Here is a 19,498-nt window from a genome sequence, read left to right as displayed (position 1 = left end):
CCGTGGCGTGTCGCGCCTCAGGGCGCCGGTGAGTTCGCCGAGCCTGGGTGTCGCGGCGTCGCGAGGCCAAGGCTCGGGGGCTATGCTGGCACCCAGGTGCGCGCCCCGGGTTCGCGCCACATCACGAACACGCCATACATCGGTACTGGCAATCGAACTCATCGAAAGAGGAGCCACCCATGGCACTTACCCCGGATGACGTCGTCACCAAGCAGTTCCAGCACGTCCGCTTCAAGGACGGCTTCGACCCGGACGAGGTCGACGACTTCCTCGACGAGATCGTCATCGAGTGGCGCAAGGCCCTCGAGGAGAATGCCGAGCTGAAGGCCAAGCTGGCCGCGTACGAGTCCGGTGCCGCGCCCGCCGCCGCCGAGACCCCCGCCCCGAAGCCGGTGGCCGCGCCCGCCGCCGAGGCCACGCCCGCCGAGCCCGCTCCGACCGGTTCTGCCACGGCGACCGCCGGGATCATCGAGCTCGCCCAGCGTCTGCACGACGAGCACGTCGCCGAGGGTGAGGCCAAGCGCAACGCGCTCATCGCGGAGGCGGAGACCGAGGTCGCTCGCATCCGCACCGAGGCCGAGGCCAAGCAGCGGGAGGAGTCGGCGCGTCTGGAGCGCGAGCGCAACACGCTCGAGGCCCGCATTACCGAGCTCCGCAACTTCGAGCGCGACTACCGTGCTCAGCTGCGCGGCTACATCGAGGGTCAGCTCCGCGACCTCGACGAGAAGTCGGCTTCCACGGACTCCACGCCCGTCTCCGCGATCGGCCTGTAAGGCGTCGCGTTGACAGGACGTCGTCCCCTTCGTCGGTCGGCGGCCGGCGCGCTCGTTGCGATTCTCGCAGCGGTCGTGCTGGCCGCCGATCAGTTTGTGAAGTACCTCACCATCGAGCACCTTCCGCTGCACGAGGTCGTCCCCGTGCTCGGGGAGTTCCTGCAGCTGTATTACATCCGCAACCCCGGAGCGGCGTTCTCGCTCGGGTCCGAGGTCACGTGGATCTTCACGATCGCCCTCGCGGTCGTCGCGGGAGTGATCGTCTGGAAGGCCTTCGGCCTGAGGTCCCGGTTGTGGGCCGTCGTCCTCGGCTGCCTGCTCGGCGGTGTGCTCGGCAACCTCAGCGACCGGCTGTTCCGCGAGCCCGGGTTCCCGGTCGGCCACGTGGTCGACATGATCTCCATGCCGTGGATGATGCCCGCGATCTTCAACGTCGCCGACATCTTCATCGTCACCGGCATGATCTCGGTGGCACTGCTGGTGGTGTTCGGCCTGCGCTTCGACGGCACCCGCGAGCGCGACCACGCGCCGGTGGAGACCGATGAGGACGCGGAGGCCGTCGCGGCCGAGCACGAGGCTGCGCTGAGCGAGAGCGACCGCGTCGTCGACGGACGCGCGTCGGCCGAGGCAGGGTCGTCGTCTCCCGAGGAGCGCTGAGCGTGGAGTCGCGCTCTCTCCCCGTCCCGGACGGGCTCGACGGCACGCGCGTCGACGCGGCCCTCGCGAAGCTGCTCGGCTTCTCGCGGACGTTCGCGGCGGAGGTCGCGGCGAGCGGCGGTGTGCGGCAGGACGGCGCGACGCTCGACAAGTCGGACCGTCTGCACGGCGGGGCCTGGCTCGAGGTGGAGTGGCAGCCCAAGGAGGCGCCGAGGATCGAGCCGATCGCGGTGCCCGAGCTGGGCATCGTGTATGACGACGACGACATCGTGGTGGTCGACAAGCCCACCGGGGTCGCCGCCCATCCCTCGCTGGGCTGGGAAGGGCCCACGGTCGTCGGGGCTCTGGCCGCCGCGGGTTTCCGGATCGCCACGAGCGGGGCTCCGGAACGGCAGGGAGTGGTGCATCGGCTCGATGTGGGCACGAGCGGGCTCATGGTCGTCGCCAAGAGCGAGAGCGCGTACACCGCGCTCAAGCGCGCGTTCAAGGAGCGGACGGTCGAGAAGATCTATCACGCGGTCGTCCAGGGACACCCCGACCCGCTCGTCGGCACGATCGACGCGCCCATCGGGCGCCACCCGAATCACTCGTGGAAGTTCGCGGTCGTGCCGGACGGCAAGCCATCGGTCACGCACTACGAGACGCTCGAGGCGTTTCCCGGAGCCTCGCTGCTGGAGATCCACCTGGAGACCGGGCGCACGCATCAGATCCGCGTGCACATGGCCGCGCATCGTCACCCCTGCGTCGGGGACCCGCTGTACGGCGCCGACCCCACGCTGTCCGCACGGCTCGGGTTGACGCGACAGTGGCTGCACGCCCACCAGCTCGCGTTCGCGCACCCGACCACCGGCGAGTGGGTGCAGTTCGAGTCGCCGTATCCGGCCGACTTCCGGCACGCGCTGGACGTGCTGCGCGGGGAGTAGCGGCTGTCCCGGGGTGCCGCGCGCGCGGTGTCGGTGGTGTGCGCCACACTGACCGCATGAGCATCGTGGTGCGCCCCGCGACCGTCTTCGACGACGTCGCGACACTGGTGGGTCCGAAGAAGCCGACGTCGAACGTCTGCTTCTGCCTCAGCTATCGGATCGGCAACAAGGAGAACGTGTCCCTGCGCGGGCAGGCTCGTGCGGATCGCGTGCGCGAGCTGTGCCACCAGGACCCGCCGCCGGGCGTCATCGCGTATCTCGACGATGAGCCCGTGGGGTGGGCGGCTCTGCATCCCCGGCGTGACACCAGCTTCGCGCGCAATCGCCTCATCCCGCACGTCGACGATCTGGACGTCTGGTCGCTGTGGTGTTTCCGCGTGCGCCCGGGATTCCGCAAGCAGGGTGTCTCGCACGCGCTGATCGACGGCGCGGTCGCGTACACCAGGGAACGCGGGGCTCCAGCGATCGAGGGATATCCGGTCGACAACGCGGGGGAGAAGGTGAACCTCACGATGGCGTACGTGGGGACCCGGTCCCTGTTCGAGGGTGCCGGCTTCACGAAGGCCGCCGACACCGGGTCCGTGCTCGACGGGTTCCCCCGGGTGCTCATGCGTCTCGACCTGCGGTGACGGGCCGTCGTGGAGTGACCGACCGGGTGAGTGAGGACCGGGGAACGCGCGGCGGATCGGTCGTCGACGGGGCGCCGCGACGAGTTTCGAACCGGATCGTGCTTCTGAGGCAATACATAGTGTGAGCACAGACAGCGAGATCATTCAGCGGTCGCTCGGGCACCCCCGGGCGTTCGCCGAACTGTTCGACAGACACGCCGGCGCGGTGGGTGGCTATGCCGCCCGCCGCCTCGGGATGGATGCCGGAGAGGACGTCCTCAGCGAGACGTTCCTCGTCGCCTTCGCGCGGCGGTCGTTGTTCGACACGTCCTGGGACTCCGCACTCCCGTGGTTGTACGGCATCGCGTCGCGGCTGATCAAGAAGCACAGGGCGCGCGAGGCGAAGCACCTGCGGTCGGCGGCGCAGTCGGCGGCGCGTGAGGAGCACATCGCTCACGGCGATCTCGACGGGACGATCGCCCGGCTCGACGCCGAGCTCTCGACCCGTCAGCTCGCCCCGCTGATCGCCGCGCTGTCGGCGAAAGACCGCGAGACTCTTCTGCTCTACGCCTGGGGCGACCTGAGCTACGAGGAGATCGCGCTCGCCCTCGGCGTTCCCGTGGGAACGGTGAGGTCCCGCATGAACCGGGTGCGGACACGGTTGGATCCGGCGCGCGCCCGCGGTCGGAACACGATGGTCACGGAGAAGAAGGGAGAAGTCGATGGACGTTTTCGAGCGCGTGCGTGAGGTCAACCGGGGGGCCGGCCTCAGCGAGGAGCACCTGACGTCGGCCAGGGCGCGGCTTCTCACGGGGATCGACGCGGGGGTGGCGGCCGAGCGGTCACGGAGGGTGCACCGGCCGCTGTTCCTCGTCGCCGGGGCGGTCGCGGGGGTCGCGGCCGCCACGGCCGGGGTCGTGGTGCTGAGCCAGCTGACGGCACCGGAGCCGCGCGTGGAAGCCGTGCCGGTGCAGACGCTCGATCCGCGCCCGCACGGCGACCCGCTGCCGCGTCCGTCGGCGACGTCGGGGACGGGTGCGACCGAGCCGTTCCCCGGTACGACCCCGCAGGCGGGGCAGTATCTGCAGATCCGCTACACCAGCGACGCGCTCTACTTCCGGGATGGTGTGGGGGGCGTGTTCCGCTGGCCGCGGAGCGGCGACCCGCAGACCATCTCGGCCGCCGTGATGCGCTCGCACGCAGTGGACTACGTGCCGGCCGACCGCGCCGGCACGTGGGTCAGCCGCTATGGGCCCTCGATGGAGCGCGTCGAGCTGTTCGGCACCGATACCGAGGTGATGCGATGGACGTGGGACAGCCTCGCGCCGTACCGGCCAGAAGTTTCTGAGCTGCAGTCGGTCGGCGGGCGGCAGTACGGTGACCTGCCTCCGGTCGGTGGCCCCGGCTACTACGACGCCGCGCCCCGGGATCCGCAGGGGCTGCTCGACTACTGGTCGAGTTTCTTCGCCGAGGCCGGCGGTGCGCGCGATGACTCGGTGCTCATGGAGATCCTCAGCCAGCTGAAGCAGAACATCGCGCCCCCGGACGTGCGGTCGGCGTATCTGTCCGCTCTGCAGCTCACGGGACGTGCCACGGTCGACTCGACGGCGGGTTCGGAGGTGACGTATCGCGTCGAGTTCACCGATATCGACGCGCGGACCGAGACGATCACGATCGACACCACCACGGGATGGGTCGTCGAGTCCGCGATCTGGTACGTGAAGCAGTCCGGGCAGGATCTCGTGCCGTCGGGTGTGCCGGACGAACGAACCACCTACGACGTGTCGATCGTCGACGCGATCCCCTGACAGCCACGGCGACCCGGACACGGGCCCCGGCACCGATCTCGGTGTCGGGGCCCCGCCGTAGACTCGGAACATGGCATCCGATTCCTTCGTCCACCTGCATGTGCACAGCGAATACTCGATGCTGGACGGCGCGGCGAAGATCAATGCCATGACGCAGGCGGCGGCCGATTACGGCATGCCGGCGATCGCCGTGACCGACCACGGCAACACGTTCGCGGCGTTCGAGTTCTACCGGGCGGCGCAGGCCGCGGGCATCAAGCCGATCGTCGGGCTGGAGGCGTACGTCACCCCCGGCACGCACCGCAGCGACAAGACCCGCGTGCAGTGGGGCTCGCCCGATCAGAAGAGCGACGACGTCTCGGGGTCCGGCGCGTACACCCACATGACCATGTGGAGTCAGAGCACCGAGGGGATGCACAACCTCTTCCGGCTTAGCTCGCTGTCGAGCATGGAGGGCTACTACTTCAAGCCCCGCATGGACCGCGAGCTGCTGCAGACCTACGGCAAGGGCCTCATCGCGACGACCGGGTGCCCCTCGGGCGAGGTGCAGACGCGTCTTCGTCTCGGGCAGTACGACGCGGCGCGGGCGGCGGCGGCGGAGTTCCAGGACATCTTCGGCAAGGAGAACTACTTCGCCGAGATCATGGACCACGGCCTGTCGATCGAGCGCCGGGTGATGACCGACTTGCTGCGGCTGGCCAAAGACCTGGGCATCCCGCTGGTGGCCACGAACGACTCGCACTACACGCACCAGCACGAGGCCGACGCGCACGAGGCGCTGTTGTGCGTGCAGTCGGGGTCAACGCTCGACGACCCGAACCGCTTCAAGTTCGACGGCGACGGGTACTACATCAAGACCGCGGCCGAGATGCGGCAGCTGTTCCGCGATCACCCGGAGGCGTGCGACAACACGCTGCTGATCGCCGAGCGCTGCGAGGTGGAGTTCAACACCTCCGCCAACTACATGCCCCGCTTCCCCGTGCCGGACGGCGAGACCGAAGACAGCTGGCTCATCAAGGAGGTCGAGAAGGGCCTCCACTACCGCTACCCGAGCGGTATCCCCGACCGGGTGCGCAAGCAGGCGGAGTACGAGACCGGCATCATCCTGCAGATGGGGTTCCCTGGCTACTTCCTCGTCGTCGCCGACTTCATCAACTGGGCCAAGGACAACGGCATCCGCGTCGGTCCCGGCCGAGGCTCCGGTGCCGGGTCGATGGTGGCGTACGCGATGCGGATCACCGACCTCGACCCCCTGGAGCACGGTCTCATCTTCGAGCGCTTCCTCAACCCGGACCGCGTCTCGATGCCCGACTTCGACGTCGACTTCGACGACCGCCGCCGTGGCGAGGTCATCGAGTACGTGACGGAGAAGTACGGCTCCGAGCGCGTGGCGCAGATCGTGACCTACGGCACGATCAAGTCCAAGCAGGCGCTCAAGGATGCCGGCCGCGTGCTCGGGTTCCCGTTCAGCATGGGGGAGCGTCTGACCAAGGCCATGCCCCCCGCCGTCATGGGCAAGGACATGCCCCTCGACGGCATGTTCGACTCCGCGCACCCGCGCTACAAGGAGGCGAGCGAGTTCCGGGCGCTGATCGAGACCGACCCCGAGGCGAAGACGGTGTTCGATCGCGCGCTCGGGCTCGAGGGCCTCAAGCGCCAGTGGGGCGTGCACGCTGCCGGTGTGATCATGTCGTCGGAGCCGCTGCTCGACATCATCCCCATCATGCGCCGCGAGCAGGACGGGCAAATCGTCACGCAGTTCGACTACCCGTCGTGCGAGACGCTCGGCCTGATCAAGATGGACTTCCTGGGGTTGCGCAACCTCACGATCATCTCGGACGCGCTCGACAACATCCGCATGAACCGAGGCGAGGAGCTCGACCTCGAGCACCTCGGACTCGACGACCCCGCGGTGTACGAGCTCCTCGCGCGCGGCGACACCCTGGGCGTGTTCCAGCTCGACAGCCCTCCGCTGCGGTCGCTCATGCGCCTGATGAAGCCGGACAACTTCGGTGACATCTCGGCCCTCATCGCGCTGTACCGCCCGGGCCCGATGGGCGCGAACTCGCACACGAACTACGCGCTGCGCAAGAACGGCCAGCAGCAGATCACGCCGATCCACCCGGAGCTCGAGGAACCCCTGGCCGAGATCCTGGAGGAGTCGTACGGCCTCATCATCTACCAGGAGCAGGTGATGGCCATCGCGCAGAAGGTCGCCGGGTTCAGCCTCGGTCAGGCCGACATCCTCCGTCGCGCGATGGGAAAGAAGAAGAAGTCCGAGCTGGACAAGCAGTACGAGGGCTTCGCCGGCGGTATGAAAGAGCGCGGCTTCGGCGAGGGCGCGATCAAGGCGCTGTGGGACATCCTCCTGCCCTTCTCCGACTACGCGTTCAACAAAGCGCACTCCGCCGCGTACGGTCTCGTGTCCTACTGGACCGCGTACCTGAAGGCGCACTACCCGGCCGAGTACATGGCGGCGCTGCTGACGAGCGTCGGCGACTCGAAGGACAAGATGGCGCTGTACCTGAACGAGTGCCGCCGCATGGGTATCCGGGTGCTGCCGCCCGACGTCTCGGAGTCGATCAACTTCTTCGCCGCCGTCGGCGACGATATCCGCTTCGGTCTGGGAGCGGTGCGCAACGTGGGCACCAACGTCGTCGACGGGATCGTGCAGGCCAGGAAGGATGAGCGCTTCACGTCGTTCCACCACTTCCTCGACAAGGTCCCGCTGCATGTCGCCAACAAGCGCACCGTGGAGTCACTCATCAAGGCGGGCGCGTTCGACTCGATGGGCGACACGAGGCGTGCGCTGCTGGAGGTGCACGAGGACGCCGTGGAGGCCGCGGTCGACCGGAAGCGCAACGAGGCTCAGGGCGCGATCGGGTTCGACTTCGACAGCCTGTACGACGGGCTGGAGGAGGTCGCGCCGGCCAAGGTCCCCGCTCGACCCGAGTGGATCAAGAAGGACAAGCTGGCGTTCGAGCGGGAGATGCTCGGGCTGTACGTGTCCGACCATCCGCTCGCGGGCCTCGAGGTGCCTTTGGCGAAGCACGCGTCGATCTCGATCCATGACCTCAACAACTCGGAGGACCTGCAGGACGGCGACCAGGTGACGGTCGCGGGCCTGGTCACGAGCGTGCAGCACCGGGTGGCGAAGGCCAGCGGAAACCCGTACGGCATGATCACGGTCGAGGACTTCAACGGCGAGGTCACCGTGATGTTCATGGGCAAGACGTACACGGAGTTCCAGCACACCCTCCAGCAGGACGCGATCCTGGCCGTGCGGGGGAGGGTGTCGCGCCGCGACGACGGCCTCAACCTGCATGCCCAGTCGGCCTTCGCACCCGATGTGGGCTCGTTCGACGCCGCAGGCCCGCTGTCGCTCGTGCTCGCGGAGCAGCGCGCCACCGAGCGCGTGATGCACGAGCTCGCCGAGGTGCTGCGACGGCACAACGGCGAGACCGAGGTGCTGCTTCGGGTGCACCGCGGCGGGACGGCGAAGGTGTTCGAGGTCCCGATGCCGGTGAAGGTGTCGGCCGACCTCTTCGGCGACCTCAAGTCACTGCTCGGCCCGACCTGTCTGGGGTGAACGGGTAGGATCGGGAGCCGTCGACAGCACCGCCACGGCCAGAGTGCGCCGGTGATGAAAGGACCACTATGAGCACGGAACTTCCCGAGCCGGATGCCGCCGACGCGGTGTTCAGCGACGAGGACGGCGTCCTCTATGACGACGAAGTGACCCCGGAGTACGGCATCCTCGGCTTCACGCTGCGTGAGCTGTTGATCGTCGGCGTCTGGCTGGTGTCGTTCCTCGTCTCCTTCTTCCCCCTCAGCGGCGGCGTCTCGCTGTGGGGCATCGGCATCCAGTGGATCCTGCCGATCGGCGTCCCGACGGTGGCCGTGTTCCTGCTGGTGCTGCGCCGGTTCTCTCCCGACGGCATCCGCCGCGTGGGCTCGTTGGGCATCGATCAGTTCGCCTCCGTTGCCTTCGCCGTATCCGCGTGCGTGTGGGCGGGCAACCTCTGGCTGGCGGTGACCGCCGCGATCGCCACGGGTCAGTGGGGTCTGCCGTGGAACGCGCTCGTGCAGGTCATCACGTCGGTGGCGCTGGTCGTCCTGACCGTTTTCGCACCGCTGATCCCGGGGCTGCGTGAAGACTTCCAGGGTCGGCTGGTGACTCTCGCGCACCGGAACGCGAATCCGGTCCGGCCGGTGATCGCCCGTCCGCGCCCGGAGTCGACGTCCGGGGAGACTCAGGACGAGGCGGCGGTGGGGTCGCCGGAGGAGTCCGACACGGACGCGGTCATCGACACCGGACCCCCCACCAGCCCGGACACCGCAACCGACGCCGTCACCGACGTAGTACCCGATGCGGGCGATGGCGATCGGCGTCACGACGACACCGACTCGTACCCGGCCGACTACTCGGACCGGATCCCGCTCACTGCGCACGCGTCGGGCGGAGGCACGGGGACGATACCCGTGGCCGACGAGGAGGAGTACACGCCGAGCTACTCCCGGCGTTCCCGGGCCGAGCAGCCCGAGATCGTCTCCGACACCGGGAGCATCGAGTCGCTCCTCGGCACGACCGCTCGGGAGGAGACAGGAGCGGTCGATGTCCCCGACGATGCCACGGCCGTCCATCCGATCGTCGCGGACGAGCAGGACGACGACGTCGAGGCCACGATCCCCCGCCAGTACACGGAGGCGGCGCAACCGTTCTGGATCCTGGCGCCCACCGAGCGCGATGTGCACGACGAGCGCGGCGAGCCGATCTTCCGGGTGGGGCCGACCGCGTGGGCGCTGGTGATCGAGGATCGCGGAGGGGCCTACGTCGTTCGCCATGACGACGGCCGCATCGGATACCTCCACGACATCACCGACATCACGAAGGGCTGACATGCGCACGATCGATCTGCGGGGGCGCGAGCTCTCGCCCGCGGACATGCTCGCGGCCGTCCCCCGCGCCACGCAGGCGCGCGCGGAGGCGCTCGACACCGCGGCACGCCTCGTCGAGGAGGTGCGGGAGCGTGGTGAGGGTGCGCTGCGAGAGCAGGCGGAGCGGTTCGACCGGGTCGTCGGGCACGAGGTTCGCGTGCCTGAGGCGCACATGACGCAGGCCCTCGACTCGCTCGATCCGGCAGTGCGGGCGGCGCTCGACGAGGCGATCCAGCGCGTGCGCCTGGCCTCAGCCGCTCAGGTCCCGGCCTCGCAGGTCACGACCATCGGCGCGGGTGCCACGATCACTCAGCGGTGGCAGCCCGTGCACAGGGTCGGTGTCTACATCCCCGGCGGAAAGGCCGTCTACCCGTCGAGCGTCGTCATGAATGTCGTCCCCGCGCAGGTCGCCGGGGTGCAGCAGATCGCCCTGGCCTCGCCGCCGCAGGCGGATCAGGATGGTCGTGTCCACCCGACGATCCTGGCGGCCGCGGCTCTGCTCGGAGTGACCGAGGTGTACGCCATGGGAGGTGCGGGAGCGATCGGTGCCTTCGCGCACGGTGTCCCCGGTCTCGGCCTCGATCCCGTCGATGTGGTGTCGGGCCCCGGCAACAACTACGTCGCCTCGGCCAAGCGGGCCGTAGCGGGCGTCGTCGGAACGGACTCCGAGGCTGGAGCGACCGAGATCCTCGTGGTCGCGGATTCCACCGCCGATCCGCGTCTCGTCGCCGCCGACCTGGTCAGCCAGGCCGAGCACGACGAGCAGGCGTCGGCCGTGCTCGTCACCGATGCGGAGGGACTCGCGGACCGGGTCGTCGCCGAGGTCGAGCGGCTCACCGCGGCGACGCGCCACAGCGCACGTGTCGCTGCCGCATTGGCTGGTCCGCAGTCCGCGGTCGTCCTGGTCGACGACCGCGCGATGGCGGTGGCGTTCAGCAACGCGTACGCGCCGGAGCACCTGGAACTGCACCTGTCCGACGCCGAGCAGGCAGCGGCGGCGTTCACCAGTGCCGGCGCGGTGTTCGTGGGCGACCACACCCCGGTGAGCCTCGGCGACTACATGGCGGGGAGCAACCACGTGCTGCCGACCGGCGGCCAGGCGCGCTATGCACCGGGCCTCGGCGCCTATACCTTCCTCCGTCCGCAGCAGGTCGTCTCCTACGATCGCGCCGCCCTGGCCGCGGTTCGCGAGGGGGTCGTCGCCCTGGCGAACAGCGAAGCGCTGCCCGCGCACGGCGAGGCGATCGAGGCGCGGTTCACCGCGTAGGATCGGTCAGATGCACTGCCCCTTCTGCCGTCACCCCGACTCCAGGGTCATCGATTCCCGCACCAGCGACGACGGACTCTCGATCCGCCGTCGCCGACAGTGTCCGGAGTGCGGAGGACGGTTCTCGACGACGGAGACGGCCAGCCTCAACGTGATCAAGCGCTCGGGCGTGATGGAGCCGTTCAGCCGGGAGAAAGTGATCTCCGGCGTGCGAAAGGCCTGTCAGGGGCGTCCGGTGACGGAGGCCGACCTGGCGATCCTCGCGCAGCGCGTGGAAGAGGCGGTGCGTCAGACCGGGGTGTCCCAGCTCGATACCAACGAGATCGGCCTGGCGATCCTGGGTCCGCTGCGTGAGCTCGATGAGGTCGCGTTCCTTCGATTCGCGAGCGTCTATCAGGCGTTCGACTCTCTGGAGGACTTCGAGGCGGCCATCGGCGATCTCCGCGCCGACCACGCGAAGGCGGAGGCGGGCGACCGGTAATCTGGCAGGGATGTATCCCCTCCTCTTCCGCGCCGTCCTGTCGCGCTTCGATCCCGAGTTCGCCCACCACGCCGGCATGGCCGTCATCCGTGCCGTCGGTGTCCCGCCGCTGTCCTGGGCGACCCGCGCGATGACCAGGCCGGATCCGTCACTGCGTGTGGAGGCGCTGGGCCTCACGTTCCCGTCGCCGTTCGGTATCGCCGCGGGCTTCGACAAGAACGCGGTCGGCGTACGAGGTCTCGCCGCGCTCGGCTTCGGACACGTCGAGGTGGGCACGATCACGGCGATCCCGCAGGACGGGAATCCGAAGCCCCGGCTCTTCCGCCTGATCGCCGACCGTGCCGTGATCAACCGGATGGGCTTCAACAACAGGGGAGCGGACGCCGCGGCCCGTCGTCTGGCCCGGCTCCGGCGGGGCGCGCCGGACACGGTCATCGGGGTCAACATCGGCAAGAGCCGCGTGGTCGATGTCGAGGACGCGACCGCCGACTACGTCGCGTCAGCCACCCGGCTCGCGCCTCTCGCCGACTACCTCGCGGTGAACGTCTCCTCTCCGAACACTCCGGGCCTTCGCGGGCTTCAGGCGGTGGAGACGCTGGCGCCACTGCTGCGCGCCGTCCGCGACGCTTCGGGCTCGACCCCGCTGCTGGTCAAGATCGCGCCCGACCTCGCCGATGATGAGATCACCGCGATCGCGCAGCTCGCCGTGTCGGAGGGACTCGCGGGGATCATCGCCCACAACACCACGATCAGCAGGGACGGGCTCGTCACCGATGCCGCGACGGTCGAGGCTGCGGGTGCCGGCGGGCTCTCCGGTGCTCCGCTCAAGCGGCGCTCTCTCGAGGTGTTGAGGGTCGTCCGTTCCGCGGTGCCCGAGGACTTCTGCGTGATCGCGGTCGGCGGAGTGGAGACGGCCGCCGACGTGCAGGAGCGTCTGGACGCTGGAGCGACCCTGGTGCAGGGGTATACGGCGTTCCTCTACCGCGGCCCGTTCTGGGGTCGCGAGATCAACCGCGGGTTGGTCAGTCGGGGTACTGCCCGCGCTTGACCTGCGGCTTCGGCAGGCGCATGAACCGCATCTGCAGTGCGCGCATGCCGGCGTACCATCCGAGGCCCTTCTCGACGCGGTCGGCGCCGAACTTCGCGGCCGCCTTGCGCTTGACCCGAAGGCCGAGCAGGATCATGCCGCCGATCGCGATGACGAGGTACGCCATCATGAACAGGTACGCGTAGAACGAGATCATGAGGTTCGTCGGCAGGAGTGACGCCAGGATCACCAGCACCATGACGCCCATGACGAACTCCGCCGGGTGCCAGCCCGCGTCGACGTAGTCGCGCACCCAGCGCCGCTGCGGGCCCTTGTCGCGCACCGGGAGGTACTTCTCCTCCCCGGCGGCCATCCCCGCCTGGGCGCGTGCGCGCCGCTCGTTCAGCTCGGCCCGGGCGGCCGCCTTCGCCTCCTTGGTGTTGGCCACCAGCGGCCGACGTCGCGCGGCCTCCTGCTCGGCGCGGGTCGGCGTGGCGCGCCCCTTGCCGACGGCGGGCGTCTGCGGGGCGTCGTCGTTCGTCGAAGGGGAGACGGGGGTAGTGGCCACGGGTTTCCTCGGTTCGCTGAAGATGGTCACCTTAAGATTACTCGCATGACCTCACCTGCACTTCCCAGCGAGTCCGACGCCGCCGTCCTCGAGGCCGTGGCCACCGGCATCCCGTCCGCGCTGTCCGATCTGGGGCACCTGGTCCGCATCCCCGGCATGGCCTGGCCCGCGTTCGATCAGACGCAGCTGGAGCGCAGTGCGGACGCCGTCGCGACGCTGGCCAGGGACACGGGGGTGTTCGACGAGGTGCGTGTGCTGCGTGCCGCGATCCCGGGCACCGATGAGCACGGACAGCCCGCGGTGCTCGCGACCCGCGCTGCTCGCAACGGCAAGCCGACGATCCTCCTCTACGCCCACCACGATGTGCAGCCCCCCGGCGACGACGCCCTCTGGGAGACCCCGCCGTTCGAGCCGACGGTGCGCGACGGCCGCCTCTACGGACGCGGGGCCGCCGATGACAAGGCGGGGATCATGGCCCACATCGGTGCGATCCGCGCGGTGTCGTCGGTTCTCGGTGCCGACCTCGACCTCGGGATCGCGATGTTCATCGAGGGGGAGGAGGAGTACGGCTCCCGCTCGTTCGCCCAGTTCCTCGCCGACAACAAAGACGCCCTCCGCGCCGACGCCATCGTCGTGGCGGACTCCGGCAACTGGGATTCGGTGACGCCCGGGCTTACCGTGTCGCTCCGGGGGAACGCCCGGTTCACGATGAAGGTCCGCACGCTCGACCACGCGTCCCACTCCGGGATGTTCGGTGGCGCGGTGCCCGACGCGATGATGGCCACCGTCCGGCTGCTCTCGACGCTTTGGAACGCCGACGGATCGGTCGCCGTCGAGGGTATGACGAGCCGCGAGGCGGAGACGCCGGAGTACGCGGAGGCGACCCTGCGCGACGAAGCGGGTCTCCTTCCCGGCACGATGCCGATCGGCGACGGGACGATTCTGAGCCGCATCTGGAACAAGCCGTCGGTGACCGTCATCGGCATCGACGCGACGAGCGTTTCGGCCGCGTCGAACACGCTACTGCCGGAGGTCACCGTCGTGATCAGCGCGCGGGTGGCACCCGGGCAGACGGGGCAGGAGGCGTATGACGCGCTGGAGCGGCATCTGCGTGCCCACGCCCCGTTCGGCGCCGAACTGTCGTTCTCCGACGTCGACCTGGGCAACCCGTTCCTCGTCGACACCAGCGGCTGGGCGGTCTCGCTCACCCGCGACGCGATGCGCGACGGCTACGGCGTGGCGCCGGTCGACCTGGGAGTCGGCGGGTCCATCCCGTTCATCGCCGACCTCGTCCGCGAGTTCCCCGACGCGCAGATCCTCGTGACGGGAGTGGAAGACCCGCATTCCCGCGCGCACAGCCCGAACGAGTCGCTGCACCTGGACACCTTCCGTCATGCGGTCGCGACCGAGGCGCTGCTGCTGGCACGGATGAACGCCGTCGAGCTCTGAGCCCGTCGCGGGAAGCGGCGGTAGAATCGTCACAGAAGCCGTGTATCGCGGCCCGTCCCAAGGAGTGACATGACCGACACCACCCTGTCCGCAGAGACCACCCGCGCACACGGCGTCAGCCTGACGGACGCCGCGGCCACCAAGGTCAAGAACCTTCTCGAGCAGGAGGGCCGCGACGATCTGCGTCTGCGCGTGGCCGTCCAGCCCGGAGGCTGCTCCGGCCTGATCTACCAGCTCTACTTCGACGAGCGCTTCCTCGAGGGCGACGAGACGGTCGACTTCGACGGCGTCGAGGTCATCGTCGACAACATGAGCGTCCCGTACCTCGACGGCGCGTCGATCGACTTCAAGGACACGATCTCCGAGCAGGGCTTCACGATCGACAACCCGAACGCCGCGGGAAGCTGCGCCTGTGGAGACAGCTTCCACTGATCTGCGGATTTCCGGACCACGGCCGTCGTCACCTCGCGTGACGGCGGCCGTTTCGCGTGCGGAACCTGCGTGGATGGCATGAATCGGGTGTGAGGTTGCTCTAGACTTGAACGTGCCCTGTCCGCAATCTGAAAGGTGCATCGTGCCCTCGAAACGCCGCCTTCGTTGGGCCGCACTCCCTGTGGGAGTCGTGGCAGCTGTGGCTCTGGCGGGATGTACTCCCACCGAGCTGAACGGCTTTCTTCCGGGCTTCGTGGAGGGTGGCCCGGCAGCGACCAACCAGACGGAGCGCGTGTCGTCGCTCTGGGTGAACTCCTGGATCGTTCTTCTCGCCGTCGGCGTCATCACCTGGAGCCTCATGGCGTGGGCCGCGATCGCGTACCGCCGGCGCAAGGGGCAGACCGGTCTCCCGGTGCAGATGCGCTACAACATGCCGATCGAGATCTTCTACACGATCGTGCCGCTCATCCTCGTGCTGGGCATGTTCTTCTTCACGGCGCGCGACCAGACCGAGATCGAGACCAAGTGGGACAACCCCGACGTCGAGATCACCGCGATCGCCAAGCAGTGGGCGTGGGACTTCCAGTACAACGGCGACACCGAAGACGACACGGTCTGGACGATGGGCATCCAGGCCCAGCCCGATGCCGAGGGCAACATCGACAAGGCCGAGCTCCCGACGCTGGTGCTCCCCGTCGACAAGAAGGTCACGATCAACCTTCAGTCGCGCGATGTGATCCACTCCTTCTGGATCATCGACTTCCTGTACAAGAAGGACATGTTCATCGGCAAGGACAACTCCTGGTCCTTCATCCCGACGCGCGAGGGCGAGTACGCCGGCAAGTGCGCCGAGCTCTGCGGTGAGTACCACTCGATGATGCTGTTCAACGTGAAGGTCGTCTCCCAGGAGGAGTACGACGCCTACCTCGAGTCGCTCGAGGAGAAGGGCAACACGGGCGACATCACCGACGCGTACGACCGTCTCTCGAACCTCCCCGGCACCTCCGGGAAGACCGACACCGAGGAAGGAGAGGAGTAAGTCATGTCGACCACTGAAGCTCCTCGCACCGACGAGGCACCCCGCTCCCGTCCCACCACTCTGCCCGCACGTCAGGCGGCTCTCATGAGCTCCTCGCGTGTGGAGCAGAAGGGCAACATCGTCGTCAAGTGGATCACCTCCACCGACCACAAGACCATCGGGTACATGTACCTGATCGCGTCTGTGCTGTTCTTCCTCCTCGGCGGCGTGATGGCCCTGGTCATCCGCGCCGAGCTCTTCGCGCCGGGAATGCAGATCATCCCGACGAAGGAGCAGTACAACCAGCTGTTCACGATGCACGGCACGATCATGCTGCTGATGTTCGCGACGCCGCTGTTCGCCGGTTTCGCCAACGCGATCCTGCCGCTGCAGATCGGTGCGCCCGACGTCGCCTTCCCGCGTCTCAACGCCTTCGCGTTCTGGCTGTTCCTCTTCGGGTCGACGATCGCCGTCGCCGGCTTCCTCACCCCGCAGGGTGCCGCCTCCTTCGGCTGGTTCGCCTATCAGCCGCTGGCCAACGCCTCGTTCTCGCCGGGTGCCGGTGGAAACCTCTGGATGCTCGGTCTGGGCATCTCCGGCTTCGGAACGATTCTCGGTGCGGTGAACTTCATCACCACGATCATCACGATGCGTGCCCCGGGTATGACCATGTGGCGCATGCCGATCTTCTCGTGGAACACGCTGATCACCAGCCTGCTCATCCTGATGGCGTTCCCGGTGCTCGCGGCCGCGATCTTCGCCGCCGCCGCCGACCGCGTCCTCGGCGCTCACGTCTACGACCCGGCCAACGGCGGTGTGCTCCTGTGGCAGCACCTGTTCTGGTTCTTCGGCCACCCCGAGGTGTACATCATCGCGCTGCCGTTCTTCGGCATCGTCTCGGAGATCTTCCCGGTCTTCAGCCGGAAGCCGATCTTCGGCTACAAGACGCTGGTGTACGCGACGATCGCGATCGCCGCGCTGTCGGTCGCCGTGTGGGCGCACCACATGTACGTCACCGGTTCGGTGCTGCTGCCGTTCTTCGCGCTGATGACGATGCTCATCGCCGTCCCGACCGGTGTGAAGATCTTCAACTGGATCGGCACGCTCTGGCGAGGGTCGGTCACGTTCGAGACGCCGATGGTCTTCGCGCTCGGCTTCCTGGTGTCGTTCGTCTTCGGTGGTCTGACCGGTGTCATCCTCGCGGCCCCGCCGCTGGACTTCCACCTCAGCGACTCGTACTTCGTGGTGGCGCACTTCCACTACGTGGTGTTCGGCACGGTCGTGTTCGCGATGTTCGCGGGCTTCTACTTCTGGTGGCCCAAGTGGACGGGACGCATGCTCAACGAGCGTCTGGGCTACGTGCACTTCTGGATGCTGTTCGTCGGCTTCCACATGACCTTCCTGATCCAGCACTGGCTGGGTGTGGACGGCATGGTGCGTCGCTACGCGGACTACTCGGCGGCCGATGGCTGGACCTGGCAGAACCAGGTCTCCACGATCGGCGCCATCATCCTCGGCGCCTCGATGCTGCCGTTCTTCCTGAACGTCTGGATCACCGCGCGCAAGGCGCCCAAGGTGACGGTGAACGACCCGTGGGGTTACGGCGCCTCGCTCGAGTGGGCGACCTCGTGCCCGCCGCCGCGGCACAACTTCACGTCGATCCCGCGTATCCGCAGCGAGCGTCCCGCGTTCGACCTGAACCACCCGGAGGCGGCCGAGTTCGCGACCACCGCACCGGGCGAGCGAGAGGGCCACTGAGTCATGCGCGATAACGTCATCATCTGGTGGGTCCTGACCGCGTTCTTCGCCCTTGTGGGCGTCGTCTACACGGGCTGGAACATCCTCGCCCACCCCGGCCTGCCGCTCGTGAATCAGATCGAGTGGGTCGGCACCGTGGCGCTGTTCTTCTCCGCCTTCATGGGAGCGATGGTCGCGTTCTACCTCGACCGCACCCACAAGGCGCAGAACGGTGAGCTGCCGGAAGACATCCTGACCTCCGACATCGACGACGGTGACCCCGAGCTCGGAGAGTTCAGCCCGTGGTCGTGGTGGCCGCTCGTGCTCGCCGCTTCGGCAGGCGTGTTCGTTGTCGGGCTCGCGGTGGGGCACTTCCTCCTGCCGATCGGTCTCGCGATCTTCGTGGTCGCGATCGTCGGCTGGGTCTACGAGTACTACCGCGGGAACTTCGCCCGCTGAGCGCTGTACCTGCGAAAGGCCCCCCGGATCGTTCCGGGGGGCCTTTCCCGTGTGTGTGAGCGCGGCGTTCAGGCGCGCGTGCGGATCCGTGGAATCCCGGTGAGGGGATCGACGGGGCGGTGGTGCACGCCATCGGCATCTTCGACCGGGTAGCCCTCTCGCACCCAGTACTCGAATCCGCCGATCATCTCGCGGACCCGATACCCGAGGCGGGCGAACTCGGCCGCGCCCCGCGTACCGCCGTTGCAGCCGGGGCTCCAGCAGTACACGACGACCTCGGCGTCGGGGGAGATCTCCTGGGGCGCCCGGGCGGCGATCTCACTGTGGTGCATGTGAACCGCGCCCGTCACGCGCCCCTGGGTCCACGCCTCCGAGGACCGGACATCGACCACGACGAGCTGTTCGCCCGCGGTGCGCGCGGCGTGCACGTCGGCGGGATCCGTTTCATAGGCGAGCTTGGCGGCGAAGTAGTCGGAGCGCGAGATCATGTCTCCACGCTAGTTCCCGCTGTGGCCGCGTGGCGCAGTGAGACGGACGTCGGTCGTGCGGATTCTGCCGTTGGCCCCCGCTGTCAGTGGCGCCGCGTCATCTGCACGCGCGTTCCGTATGCGTCCAGCCCGAGGGCGTGCTCGATGCTCACGAGGGACTCGAGGAACGGCGTATCGGGAGTGCTCACGGCGAACCCGCACGTGGCGTAGAACGGGGCGTTCCAGGGAACCTCGGCGTAGGTGCGCAGAGTGATGCGCTGATTCCCCCGTCGAACGCTCTCGTCCAGCGCGGCATGCACCAGCTGCCGACCGATACCCCGGCGACCATGAGCAGGGTGCACCGACAGTTGCTCGAGATGCCCATCTCCGTCGATCTGCAGGACGTGGGCGAAGCCGACGACGGTGAGCGCAGATCGGGCGGGATGCGCGGCACGGCGCGAATCGGCCGCCTCGGCGACCAGGACGTAGCCATCATGGGCGGCGCGCTCGGCTGCCGTTGCCGGGGGCGGCCAGTCCTGCGCGCGGAAGCGTTCGACCAGGAGACGATCGGCCGCGAGCTCGATCTCCTCCAGAGCAGCGATGTCCTGCGGCTCCGCCGGCCGGATACGCACGCGTGTCATAGCGACGCCGCCGAGCCGATGACCGCGGGGGTGCTCCGTGTCGTTTCATCCTGGGCCGCGTGCCCCATGTCGAGCGTGATCGGGAACGGGTCGGTCGTGGCCGATGCAGGGGTCGATGGGTTCGGCATGGACCGCGTGACAGACGCGAACCAGGGGTGCACGTCACGGGCTCCATGTCCAACGATGTGGATGTCGGTACGGGCTTCGGCGATGGGCTCAGCAGCGCCGGCGTGAGTGCCGTCAGG

General features: G+C 68.3%; 19 protein-coding genes. 16 read left to right on the top strand and 3 right to left on the bottom strand.

Going from position 1 to position 19,498, the window contains the following annotated elements:
* Window positions 1–179 precede the first annotated feature (179 nt).
* The 11 genes from ACFV3I_RS12455 (at window position 180) to ACFV3I_RS12405 (ending at window position 12,503) form a co-directional block, all read left to right on the top strand.
* Window positions 180–773, top strand: a complete 594-nt coding sequence (locus ACFV3I_RS12455; protein WP_136031335.1) for a DivIVA domain-containing protein — start codon at window positions 180–182, stop codon at window positions 771–773.
* Window positions 774–869: 96 nt separating this feature from the next.
* Window positions 870–1,430, top strand: coding sequence for a signal peptidase II (gene lspA / locus ACFV3I_RS12450; RefSeq protein WP_247638914.1), 561 nt, complete (start codon window positions 870–872; stop codon window positions 1,428–1,430).
* Window positions 1,431–1,432: 2 nt separating this feature from the next.
* A complete protein-coding gene (locus ACFV3I_RS12445) occupies window positions 1,433–2,353 on the top strand; it encodes an RluA family pseudouridine synthase (RefSeq protein ID WP_247638915.1) in 921 nt (306 codons plus the stop codon).
* 56 nt (window positions 2,354–2,409) lie between these two features.
* Entirely contained in the window at window positions 2,410–2,982 is a 573-nt protein-coding gene (locus ACFV3I_RS12440; RefSeq protein WP_241115776.1) for a GNAT family N-acetyltransferase, read from the top strand.
* A 121-nt stretch (window positions 2,983–3,103) separates the two neighbouring features.
* Entirely contained in the window at window positions 3,104–3,709 is a 606-nt protein-coding gene (locus ACFV3I_RS12435) for an RNA polymerase sigma factor (RefSeq protein WP_378822964.1), read from the top strand.
* Entirely contained in the window at window positions 3,684–4,769 is a 1,086-nt protein-coding gene (locus ACFV3I_RS12430) for a hypothetical protein (RefSeq protein WP_247638917.1), read from the top strand. Before ACFV3I_RS12435 ends, ACFV3I_RS12430 begins: the two co-directional genes overlap by 26 nt.
* Window positions 4,770–4,839: 70 nt before the next feature.
* Window positions 4,840–8,358 (top strand): DNA polymerase III subunit alpha, encoded by a 3,519-nt coding sequence (dnaE, locus tag ACFV3I_RS12425; RefSeq protein WP_136031345.1) that lies wholly within the window; start codon window positions 4,840–4,842, stop codon window positions 8,356–8,358.
* A 68-nt stretch (window positions 8,359–8,426) separates the two neighbouring features.
* A complete protein-coding gene (locus ACFV3I_RS12420) occupies window positions 8,427–9,668 on the top strand; it encodes a hypothetical protein (protein WP_378822962.1) in 1,242 nt (413 codons plus the stop codon).
* Between the two features lies 1 nt (window position 9,669).
* On the top strand, window positions 9,670–10,974 hold the full coding sequence (gene hisD, locus ACFV3I_RS12415; RefSeq protein ID WP_136031349.1) for a histidinol dehydrogenase: 1,305 nt from the start codon (window positions 9,670–9,672) through the stop codon (window positions 10,972–10,974).
* 10 nt (window positions 10,975–10,984) lie between these two features.
* Entirely contained in the window at window positions 10,985–11,455 is a 471-nt protein-coding gene (gene nrdR / locus ACFV3I_RS12410) for a transcriptional regulator NrdR (protein WP_136037296.1), read from the top strand.
* Window positions 11,456–11,465: 10 nt separating this feature from the next.
* Window positions 11,466–12,503: a quinone-dependent dihydroorotate dehydrogenase gene (locus ACFV3I_RS12405; RefSeq protein WP_247981854.1), complete on the top strand. Its 1,038-nt coding sequence runs from the start codon at window positions 11,466–11,468 to the stop codon at window positions 12,501–12,503.
* On the opposite strand, the gene ACFV3I_RS12400 is transcribed toward ACFV3I_RS12405, so the two are convergent.
* A complete protein-coding gene (locus ACFV3I_RS12400) occupies window positions 12,478–13,050 on the bottom strand; it encodes a DUF3043 domain-containing protein (protein ID WP_136031354.1) in 573 nt (190 codons plus the stop codon). The genes ACFV3I_RS12405 and ACFV3I_RS12400 overlap by 26 nt on opposite strands.
* Window positions 13,051–13,095: 45 nt before the next feature.
* Here ACFV3I_RS12400 and ACFV3I_RS12395 point away from each other — a divergent pair, with 45 nt between their 5' ends.
* The 5 genes from ACFV3I_RS12395 to ACFV3I_RS12375 all read left to right on the top strand — a co-directional run bounded on the left by ACFV3I_RS12395 (window position 13,096) and on the right by ACFV3I_RS12375 (window position 18,145).
* The gene (locus tag ACFV3I_RS12395; protein WP_136031356.1) at window positions 13,096–14,499 is read left to right on the top strand and encodes a dipeptidase; all 1,404 of its coding nucleotides are present in this window, start codon (window positions 13,096–13,098) and stop codon (window positions 14,497–14,499) included.
* Between the two features lie 69 nt (window positions 14,500–14,568).
* Window positions 14,569–14,931, top strand: a complete 363-nt coding sequence (gene erpA, locus ACFV3I_RS12390; RefSeq protein WP_136031358.1) for an iron-sulfur cluster insertion protein ErpA — start codon at window positions 14,569–14,571, stop codon at window positions 14,929–14,931.
* Between the two features lie 142 nt (window positions 14,932–15,073).
* Window positions 15,074–15,970: a cytochrome c oxidase subunit II gene (coxB, locus tag ACFV3I_RS12385; RefSeq protein WP_136031360.1), complete on the top strand. Its 897-nt coding sequence runs from the start codon at window positions 15,074–15,076 to the stop codon at window positions 15,968–15,970.
* Between the two features lie 3 nt (window positions 15,971–15,973).
* Window positions 15,974–17,707, top strand: coding sequence for a cytochrome c oxidase subunit I (gene ctaD, locus ACFV3I_RS12380; protein ID WP_205812734.1), 1,734 nt, complete (start codon window positions 15,974–15,976; stop codon window positions 17,705–17,707).
* Between the two features lie 3 nt (window positions 17,708–17,710).
* Window positions 17,711–18,145, top strand: a complete 435-nt coding sequence (locus tag ACFV3I_RS12375; RefSeq protein ID WP_025105064.1) for a cytochrome c oxidase subunit 4 — start codon at window positions 17,711–17,713, stop codon at window positions 18,143–18,145.
* Between the two features lie 68 nt (window positions 18,146–18,213).
* Here the strand turns inward: ACFV3I_RS12375 and ACFV3I_RS12370 are convergent, their stop codons facing one another.
* Both ACFV3I_RS12370 and ACFV3I_RS12365 read right to left on the bottom strand, forming a co-directional pair.
* On the bottom strand, window positions 18,214–18,633 hold the full coding sequence (locus ACFV3I_RS12370; RefSeq protein ID WP_378822956.1) for a rhodanese-like domain-containing protein: 420 nt from the start codon (window positions 18,631–18,633) through the stop codon (window positions 18,214–18,216).
* A gap of 83 nt (window positions 18,634–18,716) precedes the next feature.
* Window positions 18,717–19,253: a GNAT family N-acetyltransferase gene (locus tag ACFV3I_RS12365; RefSeq protein WP_378822955.1), complete on the bottom strand. Its 537-nt coding sequence runs from the start codon at window positions 19,251–19,253 to the stop codon at window positions 18,717–18,719.
* Window positions 19,254–19,498: the final 245 nt, after the last annotated feature.

Source organism: Microbacterium sp. NPDC059771, from assembly GCF_042732495.1.
GTDB lineage: Bacteria > Actinomycetota > Actinomycetes > Actinomycetales > Microbacteriaceae > Microbacterium > Microbacterium sufflavum.
The sequence above is the reverse complement of the archived record's forward strand: the minus strand, read 5'-3'. Positions and strand labels throughout refer to the sequence as shown.